The sequence below is a fragment of the Shimia sp. genome (assembly GCF_041624275.1).
GTDB lineage: Bacteria > Pseudomonadota > Alphaproteobacteria > Rhodobacterales > Rhodobacteraceae > Shimia.
In genome coordinates this window covers 1-8,409 of sequence record NZ_JBFJVE010000145.1, presented here as the reverse complement: position 1 = coordinate 8,409, position 8,409 = coordinate 1, and the positions used below count along the sequence as shown (strand labels likewise).

The window sequence follows — 8,409 nt, the reverse complement described above, 5'->3', positions numbered from 1 at the left end:
TTCTGATCCGGCATTGTTGCAAGACCGGCCCCGCGCGCGTCCCGCCGGGGCCGGTTCTTTTTCGGCCCCTTGCCTGCGGCCAACCGCGCGCCCGTGACCGCTTGCCTTTCCACCGTGCGGCAGGGCAGAAACGGGGCAACGAAACCCGCCCGCGAGACCCCGTGATGTATGACCAGAACCACCTGATTTCGAAATTGCGCGCCGCCTCGGTCGGTCACGATAACAGGCGTTTCGCCGAAATCCCCGGTGCAGGCGACATCAGCTATCACGATCTGTTCGCCGGTGCCGAACGCATGGCGGCGGCCCTGGTCGGCCTTGGAGTCACGCCCGGCGACAGGGTGGCGGTGCAGGTCGAAAAGACCATCGAGGCGATCCAGCTTTATCTTGGCACGGTGATGGCGGGCGGTGTCTTTCTGCCTCTGAACACCGCCTACACGACCCCGGAAGTGGCCTATTTCCTTGGCGATGCCGGCCCCCGCGTGGTGGTCTGCGATCCGTCGCGAGAGGCGGCCATCGCCGAGATCGCAGGCGCCGCAAGGGTGATGACGCTGGACGCCGGCGGGCAGGGCACCCTGCGCGCCGCCGCCGATGCCGAGACCGGCTTCGCGCCGGTGGCCCGCGCCGCCGATGACCTGGCGGCGATCCTTTATACCTCGGGCACCACGGGGCGCTCGAAAGGGGCGATGCTGAGCCATGCCAACCTGGCCTCGAACTCCGAGACCCTGCGCGACTACTGGCGCTTCACCCCTGACGACGTGCTGATCCACGCGCTGCCGATCTTTCACACCCACGGGCTTTTCGTGGCCACCAACGTGGCGCTGCTGGCCGGAGCCTCGGTGGTGTTTCTTGCCGGGTTCGATGCCGACCGGATTCTCGAGGCGATGCCGCGTGCCACGGCGCTGATGGGGGTGCCGACCTTCTACACGCGGCTGCTGAACGATCCGCGCCTGACACCCGAGCGTGCCGCCAACATGCGGCTTTTCATCTCGGGTTCGGCGCCGCTGCTGGTCGATACGCATCGCGACTGGCTGGCGCGCACCGACCATACCATCCTTGAACGCTACGGCATGACCGAGACCAACATGTCGACCTCGAACCCCTATGAGGGCGAGCGCCGCGCCGGCACGGTGGGCTTTGCGCTGCCCGGGGTCGAGGCGCGCATCCGTCACCAGGGGCAGGAGGTGCCGGTGGGCGAGATCGGGGTGCTGGAAGTGCGCGGGTCGAACGTGTTCCGGGGTTACTGGCAGATGCCGGAAAAGACCGCCGAAGAGCTGCTGCCCGACGGCTGGTTCATCACCGGCGATCTCGCCAAGGTCGATGCCGAGGGTTACGTGACCATCGTCGGCCGGGCCAAGGATCTGGTGATTACCGGCGGTTTCAACGTCTACCCCAAAGAGATCGAATCGCTGATCGACGACCTGCCCGGGGTGCTGGAAAGCGCGGTGATCGGCGTGCCCCATGCCGATTTCGGCGAGGCCGTGGTGGCGGTGGTGGTGCCGCGCGAAGAGGGGTTCGAAGCGGGTTCGGTCACCGAGGGTCTGCGCGACCGGCTGGCGAAGTTCAAACAGCCCAAGCGGGTGATCCTGCTGCCGGAACTGCCGCGCAACACCATGGGCAAGGTGCAGAAGAAGGCCCTGCGCGAGGCCTATGCCGACCTCTTTGCCTGATCTCAGGTCAGCACCAGCAGCAATAGCGACAGGGTGACGAAGGCGGCGCCGGTGGTGATCAGCATGGCGATCGAGGCCAGCCCCTCGAGGCCGTTTTCCTGCGCCAGCACGGTATAGATGCCGAACATCGAGATTGCCGCCGACAGGATCAGCGCCGCGAACAGCTCGGACGACAGCGGGGCGATGCCGAACATCGGCAGCGCGGTCAGGACAAGGAACACCAGCGCCGGGTGAAGCAGCAGCTTGGCGCCGGCGATCTGGCCCGCGAGCGCCCGGTTGCCGCGCATGGCGACACCGACCAGCGATCCGCCGATGACGATCAGCGACAGCGCCGAGGCCGAGGCGGCGATCATGCCGGAAAGCGTGTCAAGCGCCCGCGGCAGGGGCAGTTGCAGCGCCGAGACCGCAAGCCCCAGCAGCAGGCCGATCACCATCGGGCGGCGCAGCACGCCGAGCAGATTGCCGAGGATCCGCCGCGCAACCGGGGTCTGCGCCTCGCCGCCGGCCATGTCGACCAGGATCAGGCAGACCGGGATCAGCACCAGCAGTTCGACCATCATGTTCATCGCCAGCACCGGCCCGGCCAGATCGGGAAAGCTGAGCAGGATCAGCGGGTAGCCGATGAAGCCGGAATTGGGGCAGCTGCTGCCCATCACGGCAATGGCGCGCCGTGGCCTGTCGGGCGCCGTGACGCTGAACCAGAGAAAGGCGACGAGGATGGTGGCCAGCCCGCCGAGCCCATAGGCAAGCACGTAGCCCGGCACGAAGACGGCGCCGAGGTCGCGGCTGGCGACGGCCTCGAACAGCAGCGCCGGCAGGGCGATGTTGAGCACGTAGCGGCCAAAGCCGCGCATGTCGGCGGCGGAAAACCACCCCCTGTGCACCACCAGATAGCCGATGGAGATGGCGGCGTAGATCGGGAAGGTGATGGTCAGGATTTCAGTCATCCGGCCTCAGGTGCTGCGGCAGCTCATGGCCTATATCGGCGGCGAAATCACCGAGGAAGGCGCGCATGCGGCGCTGGCGCCGGCGTGCCAGATACTGCCCGCCCGGGGTCAGCATGGTGTCGGCCAGGCCCAGAAGCTTGACCTGCCAGTGGTCCAGCGCAAAGCGCCGCTCGTCCAGCGGGCGGTTGCGGGCGAAAGGGTCTTCGGGGTCATAGAGCGCAAGCTCCATCGTGCCGCTGACCGCGAAGGCGCGGGCAATGCCGATGGCGCCGATCGCGTCCAGCCGGTCGGCATCGCGCAGGATCGCCGCCTCGGTCGATTGCGCCTCGAGCCCGGCGGAATAGCTGTGGGTGATGATGGCGTGGCAGGTCGCCGATTCCTGGCTGCGGCTGAAGCCGAGCCAGCGCAGATGCGGCACCGCCGCCTCGGCCGAGAGGGTCGAGGCCTCGGCCCGTGCCGGTGAGGATTTGGGCAGGTTGATCAGGTCGTGCAGGTAGCAGGCCGCCAGCAGCACCGGCATGTTGACGGCGGTTTCATGTTCGGCGATGCGCCGGGCATTGGCCCAGACACGGTCGAGATGGGCAATGTCATGGGCCGGATCCAGCGCCATCGCGTCGCGGGCGATCGCCCGCAGCCGATTGCGCAGGTCTTCCATCAGCCGATCTTGCCCCGGTTGTGGCCGATCTGACCGCGATGCAAGAGCAGGTGATCGAGGATCACGCAGGCCATCATCGCCTCGCCCACCGGCACCGCGCGGATGCCGACGCAGGGATCGTGGCGGCCGGTGGTCACCACCTCGTAGGGGGTGCCGTCCTTGCGGATCGAGCGGCGCGGGGTCAGGATCGACGAGGTCGGCTTGACCGCGAAACGCACCACCACGTCCTGGCCGCTGGAGATGCCGCCGAGAATGCCGCCGGCATGGTTGGAGGTGTATTCCGGCCCGTCGTCGCCCATCAGGATCTCGTCGGCGTTGGCGGTGCCGCGCAGGCGTGCCGCGGCCATGCCTTCGCCGATCTCGACCCCCTTGACCGCGTTGATCGACATCATCGCCGCCGCAAGGTCGGTGTCGAGCTTGCCGTAGACCGGCGCGCCCAGCCCGGCAGGCACCCCACGGGCGACCACTTCCACGGTGCCGCCGACCGAATCCTTGGCCTTGCGGATGGCCTGAAGATAGTCTTCCCATTGCTGCGCCACCTCGGGGCCCTGCGGGATCCAGAAATCATTCTGGTCGATGGCCTGCCAGTCGAATGTCGCGCGGTCGATCTCCAATTCGCCCATGCCGACCATATAGCCCTTGATCTCGATGCCGGGCACCAGCGCCTTGATCGCCTCGCGGGCGATGCCGCCGGCGGCGACGCGGGCGGCGGTCTCGCGCGCCGAGGAGCGGCCACCGCCGCGATAGTCGCGGATGCCGTATTTCTGCCAGTAGGTGATGTCGGCGTGACCCGGGCGGAAGGTGTCGGCGATGTCGCCGTAATCCTTGGAGCGCTGATCGGTGTTCTCGATCATCAGCTGGATCGGGGTGCCGGTGGTCCGGCCCTCGAAGACGCCGGAGAGGATTTTCACCGCGTCCGGTTCGTTGCGCTGGGTCATGTTCTTGTTCTGGCCGGGGCGGCGCTTGTCGAGCCAGTGTTGCAGCATGGATTCATCCACCGGCACCCCCGGAGGGCAGCCGTCGACCGTTGCCCCGAGGGCCGGCCCGTGGCTTTCGCCCCAGGTGGTGACGCGGAAGAGATGTCCGAAACTGTTCATCGACATGTAAACGCTCCTTTGCCTTCTTGTCGCATACCTGTCGCAGGGCGGTTTCTCAAGAGAGAAGGGGCGGCAGGGGCGCTGCCCCTCTTGGCCTGCGGCCAATTCACCCCGGGATACTTTGGGCAAGAGAAAAAGGCTGCCGGCGCGCCCGCGCCCGGGGCGGGGGGCAAATCCGCTTGTCATCGGCCGGCGGCCTGACTACGGTCGCGGACACCTCGGGGGGCCGGGCGCGGGATGCGCCGGCTGAGACGCTGCGGTGGCGGACCCGTTGAACCTGAACCGGTTAAGACCGGCGGAGGGAAGGTTTTGGGATGTTCCAGACTTGCTCCGCCCGTCGCAATTTGGAGGATGCCATGAAGTCTCTTACTTTTGCCGCGGGAATTTTGGCGGCCACCAGCGCGGTGGCAGAGACGCCAGTTCTCACGGTGTATACCTATGACAGCTTTGTCTCGGACTGGGGCCCCGGCCCGGCGGTTGAGGCCGCTTTCGAAGCGAACTGCGGCTGCGATCTGAAGTTTGTCGGCGCGGGCGATGGCGCCGCGCTGTTGTCGCGCATCAAGCTCGAGGGCGCGCATTCCGAAGCCGATATCGTTCTGGGGCTGGACACCAACCTGACGGCGGCGGCGCGCGACACCGGCCTGTTTGCCGATCACGCGATCAGCGCCGACTATGCCTTTCCGATGGCATGGAACGACGGGCAGTTCGTGCCCTATGACTGGGGCGCCTTTGCCTTTGTCAAGAATGCCGAGCTGTCATCGCCGCGCAGCTTCAAGGCGCTGGGCGAAAGCGATCTGAAGATCGTCATCCAGGATCCGCGGTCATCGACGCCCGGTCTGGGCCTGCTGATGTGGGTCAAGACCGCCTATGGCGACGAAGCCAAAGCGGTCTGGGAAGGGCTGGCCGACAATATCGTCACCGTGACCAAGGGCTGGTCGGAAGCCTATGGCATGTTCCTTGAAGGCGAAGCGGACATGGTGCTGTCTTACACCACCTCGCCCGCCTATCACCTGATCGCCGAGGGCGATGCCTCGAAGGCGGCGGTGGCTTTCGACGAGGGCCATTACATGCAGATCGAGGTGGCGGCCAAGATGAAGGCCACCGATCAGAACGATCTGGCCGACCGGTTCCTTGCCTTCATGGTGTCCGAAGCCTTCCAGTCGATCATCCCGACCACCAACTGGATGTATCCTGCGGTGACCCCGGCGGCGGGCCTGCCGGAGGGGTTCGAAACCCTTGTGACGCCCGAAAAGGCGCTGCTGGTGGCGCCTGAGAAGGTTCAGGCGATCCGCGAGGAAGCGCTGGCCGAATGGCTGGACGCGCTGTCGCAATAAGATCCTGGCCCGGGGCGGTCGCGGCGGCTCTGGTCGCGGCGATCGTCCTTGGCACCTTGCTGGCCGTGGCCCTGCGCGCCGAGGCGGGGCGCGGGCTTGGCGCGTCGGAATGGGCCGCGATCCGGTTCACGATCTGGCAGGCTGTTCTTTCAGCGGTCTTGAGCGTGGCTTTCGCCATTCCCGTGGCCCGCGCCCTGGCGCGACGGCGGTTTTTCGGGCGGCAACTGCTGATCACCCTGCTGGGCGCGCCGTTTATCCTGCCGGTGATCGTGGCGGTTCTGGGCCTCTTGGCGGTGTTTGGCCGCAGCGGAATTCTCAATGACATTCTGCGCTTTTTGGGCCTGCCCGAAGTGCAGATCTATGGGCTGCATGGCGTGGTGCTGGCGCATGTGTTCTTCAACCTGCCGCTGGCGACGCGGCTGATCCTGATGGGCTGGCAGCAGGTGCCGGCCGAGCGGTTCCGGCTGGCGGCGCAACTGGGCTTTGGCGCGCGCGAGATGTGGCGGGTGATCGAAGCGCCGATGCTGCGACGTGCGGTGCCGCCGGCGCTGGCGGTGATTTTTGCCATCTGCCTGTCGAGCTTTGCCGTGGCCCTGACCCTGGGCGGCGGACCGCGCGCCACGACGGTGGAACTGGCCATCTATCAGGCGTTCCGGTTTGATTTCGACCTTGGCCGGGCGGCGCTGTTGTCGCTGGTGCAATTGCTGTTGGTGGGCACGGCGGCGCTGCTGGCGCTGCGCCTGTCGGGAAGGGAGGGGTTCGGCGCCGGTCTGGATCGCCCGGTGCGGCGCTGGGATACCGGCGGATTGGGCCGGATCAGTCTCGATTCAGTCTCGATTTCTTTCGCCGCGCTGTTCCTGTTGCTGCCCCTGTCGATGGTGGTGCTGGAGGGCCTGGCGGGGGTTGCGACCATGCCGGCGCAGGTCTGGGAGGCGGCGGTCGTGTCGCTGGGCATTGCCCTTGTCTCGACCGCTCTGATGCTGATCTTGGCCTTGCCGATTGCCATTGCCGCCAGCGGCCGCGCCCGTTGGCTCGAGGCCGTCGGGCTCTTGGGCATCGCGGCCTCGCCGCTGGTGATCGGCACCGGGCTGTTCATCGTCATCCACCCGATTGCCAATCCCTTTGCTCTGGCCTTGCCGGTGACCGCTTTGGTCAACGCGGTGATGGCCCTGCCCTTTGCGCTGCGCATTCTGATCGGGCCGGTGCGCGATGTCAGTGACAACTATGGGCGCCTGAGCGCCTCTTTGGGTGTCACCGGCGCCGCCTGGCTGCGGCTGGTTCTGCTGCCGCGCATCCGGGCGCCTTTGGGCTTTGCCTGTGGTCTGACGGCGGCGCTGTCGATGGGCGACCTTGGGGTCATTGCCTTGTTCGCCGACCCGGAAACCGCCACCTTGCCATTGCAGATGTACCGGCTGATGGGGGCCTATCGGATCGAAGCGGCCTCGGGGGCGGGGCTCTTGCTGCTGGTGCTGAGTTTCGGCCTGTTCTGGCTGTGTGACAAAGGAGGGCGCGGGCGTGCTGACGGTTGAAGATCTGACACTCCGGCAGGGGGCATTCACCCTGCGGGCGGCGTTTTCGATTGCAACCGCAGACCGGGTGGCGGTGATGGGGCCTTCGGGGGCGGGGAAATCCACGCTTTTGGCCCTGCTGGCGGGGTTTCTCGACCCGGTGCAGGGCCGGGTCTTGTGGACCGGTCGGGAGATTACCAAGGCGGCGCCGGGGGATCGGCCCTTTGCCATGCTGTTTCAGGACAACAACATGTTTCCCCACCTGACGCTGGCGCAGAATGTCGGGCTCGGCATCCGGCCCGATCTGCGTCTCAGCGCCGAACAGAAAGCCCGCGTCGCACAGGCCTTGGCGCGGGTGGGATTGCCGGACATGCAGGCGCGCAAACCGGCGCAGCTCTCGGGCGGGCAGCAAAGCCGGGCCGCGCTGGCGCGCATTCTGGTGATGGACAGGCCGCTGGTCCTGCTGGATGAACCCTTTGCGGCGCTGGGTCCGGCGCTCAAGGTCGAGATGCTGGATCTGTTGGCCGAGGTGCTGGACGAGACCGGCGCCGGGCTGTTGATGGTCAGCCATGACCCGCAAGATGCGCGCCGCATTGCGCCGATGACCATTCTGGTGGCCGAGGGCCAAGCGCATGCGCCTGCGCCGACGGCAGAGTTGCTGGACAACCCGCCCCCGGCGCTTCGGGCCTATCTGGGTTAGATCTTCGTCAGCGCCTCAACCGCATCGGCAATCGGATAGTGATGATTGCCGACGAACAGCCCGTTTGCGTCGATATAGTCGGCGTTTTTCAACTCGCCGTGGATCGAATAGTCAAAATACTGCATGACCTCGTTCTTGGCGAAGTTGCCAGCCACGATGGGGCGGCATTCAAAGCCGGCGGCGGTCAGATCCTTGACCAGATCGGCGCGATTGAGGCCGCTGCCGGGTCGAAGTACCAGCGAGAAGCCGAACCAGCTGGCCTCGCCGATCTCGCGCTGGATCATGAACTTGGGGTGATTGCCCAGGCGCTGCTGCACCAGGGTGCCATTGGCGCGGCGGCCCTTGATCAGGTCCGGCAGTTTGGCCAGCTGTTCAATCCCTAAGGCGCCGGACATTTCCAGGGGGCGCAGGTTGTAGCCTGGCAGCACAAAGCGGAAGCTTTCCTCGAACGGATCGTCGGATTTCTCGCCGGTGACATGGTTGAACTTGGGCAGGTTGCGG

8 protein-coding genes and 1 riboswitch are annotated in these 8,409 nt (G+C 66.4%); of the genes, 4 read left to right on the top strand and 4 right to left on the bottom strand.

The window, feature by feature from the left end; all coding sequences use genetic code 11:
- The first annotated feature begins 164 nt into the window (after window positions 1–164).
- Window positions 165–1,667, top strand: coding sequence for a malonyl-CoA synthase (locus ABZD10_RS11440; protein ID WP_372886622.1), 1,503 nt, complete (start codon window positions 165–167; stop codon window positions 1,665–1,667).
- Between the two features lie 2 nt (window positions 1,668–1,669).
- Here ABZD10_RS11440 and ABZD10_RS11435 read toward each other — a convergent pair whose 3' ends face one another.
- From ABZD10_RS11435 to aroC, 3 genes are read right to left on the bottom strand one after another with little or no spacing between them, the layout of a single operon-like run.
- Window positions 1,670–2,614 carry an AEC family transporter gene (locus tag ABZD10_RS11435; protein ID WP_372886621.1) on the bottom strand — a complete coding sequence of 315 codons (945 nt, stop codon included), beginning with the start codon at window positions 2,612–2,614 and terminating at the stop codon, window positions 1,670–1,672.
- The gene (locus ABZD10_RS11430) at window positions 2,607–3,269 is read right to left on the bottom strand and encodes an HD domain-containing protein (RefSeq protein WP_372886620.1); all 663 of its coding nucleotides are present in this window, start codon (window positions 3,267–3,269) and stop codon (window positions 2,607–2,609) included. The genes ABZD10_RS11435 and ABZD10_RS11430 overlap by 8 nt, the downstream gene beginning before the upstream one ends.
- Window positions 3,269–4,372 carry a chorismate synthase gene (gene aroC, locus ABZD10_RS11425; RefSeq protein WP_372886618.1) on the bottom strand — a complete coding sequence of 368 codons (1,104 nt, stop codon included), beginning with the start codon at window positions 4,370–4,372 and terminating at the stop codon, window positions 3,269–3,271. Before aroC ends, ABZD10_RS11430 begins: the two co-directional genes overlap by 1 nt.
- A 203-nt stretch (window positions 4,373–4,575) precedes the next feature.
- Window positions 4,576–4,687: riboswitch (TPP riboswitch) on the top strand.
- Window positions 4,688–4,722: 35 nt separating this feature from the next.
- Here aroC and thiB point away from each other — a divergent pair.
- The 3 genes from thiB to ABZD10_RS11410 are packed head-to-tail and all read left to right on the top strand — an operon-like array spanning window position 4,723 to window position 7,908.
- Window positions 4,723–5,700, top strand: coding sequence for a thiamine ABC transporter substrate binding subunit (thiB, locus tag ABZD10_RS11420; protein ID WP_372886616.1), 978 nt, complete (start codon window positions 4,723–4,725; stop codon window positions 5,698–5,700).
- Window positions 5,676–7,229 carry a thiamine/thiamine pyrophosphate ABC transporter permease ThiP gene (locus ABZD10_RS11415; RefSeq protein WP_372886615.1) on the top strand — a complete coding sequence of 518 codons (1,554 nt, stop codon included), beginning with the start codon at window positions 5,676–5,678 and terminating at the stop codon, window positions 7,227–7,229. Before thiB ends, ABZD10_RS11415 begins: the two co-directional genes overlap by 25 nt.
- Window positions 7,216–7,908 carry an ATP-binding cassette domain-containing protein gene (locus ABZD10_RS11410; RefSeq protein ID WP_372886614.1) on the top strand — a complete coding sequence of 231 codons (693 nt, stop codon included), beginning with the start codon at window positions 7,216–7,218 and terminating at the stop codon, window positions 7,906–7,908. Before ABZD10_RS11415 ends, ABZD10_RS11410 begins: the two co-directional genes overlap by 14 nt.
- On the opposite strand, the gene ABZD10_RS11405 is transcribed toward ABZD10_RS11410, so the two are convergent.
- The coding region (locus ABZD10_RS11405) for a DegT/DnrJ/EryC1/StrS family aminotransferase (RefSeq protein WP_372886613.1) at window positions 7,905–8,409 on the bottom strand (505 nt) is incomplete at its 5' end. The two genes, ABZD10_RS11410 and ABZD10_RS11405, sit on opposite strands and share 4 nt — an antisense overlap.

Coding starts and splice junctions, on each gene's coding strand:
- ABZD10_RS11440 (WP_372886622.1), top strand. CDS start 165: ATGTATGACCAGAACCACCTGATTTCGAAATTGCGCGCCGCCTCGGTC.
- ABZD10_RS11430 (WP_372886620.1), bottom strand. CDS start 3,269: ATGGAAGACCTGCGCAATCGGCTGCGGGCGATCGCCCGCGACGCGATG.
- aroC (WP_372886618.1), bottom strand. CDS start 4,372: ATGTCGATGAACAGTTTCGGACATCTCTTCCGCGTCACCACCTGGGGC.
- ABZD10_RS11415 (WP_372886615.1), top strand. CDS start 5,676: ATGGCTGGACGCGCTGTCGCAATAAGATCCTGGCCCGGGGCGGTCGCG.
- ABZD10_RS11435 (WP_372886621.1), bottom strand. CDS start 2,614: ATGACTGAAATCCTGACCATCACCTTCCCGATCTACGCCGCCATCTCC.
- thiB (WP_372886616.1), top strand. CDS start 4,723: ATGAAGTCTCTTACTTTTGCCGCGGGAATTTTGGCGGCCACCAGCGCG.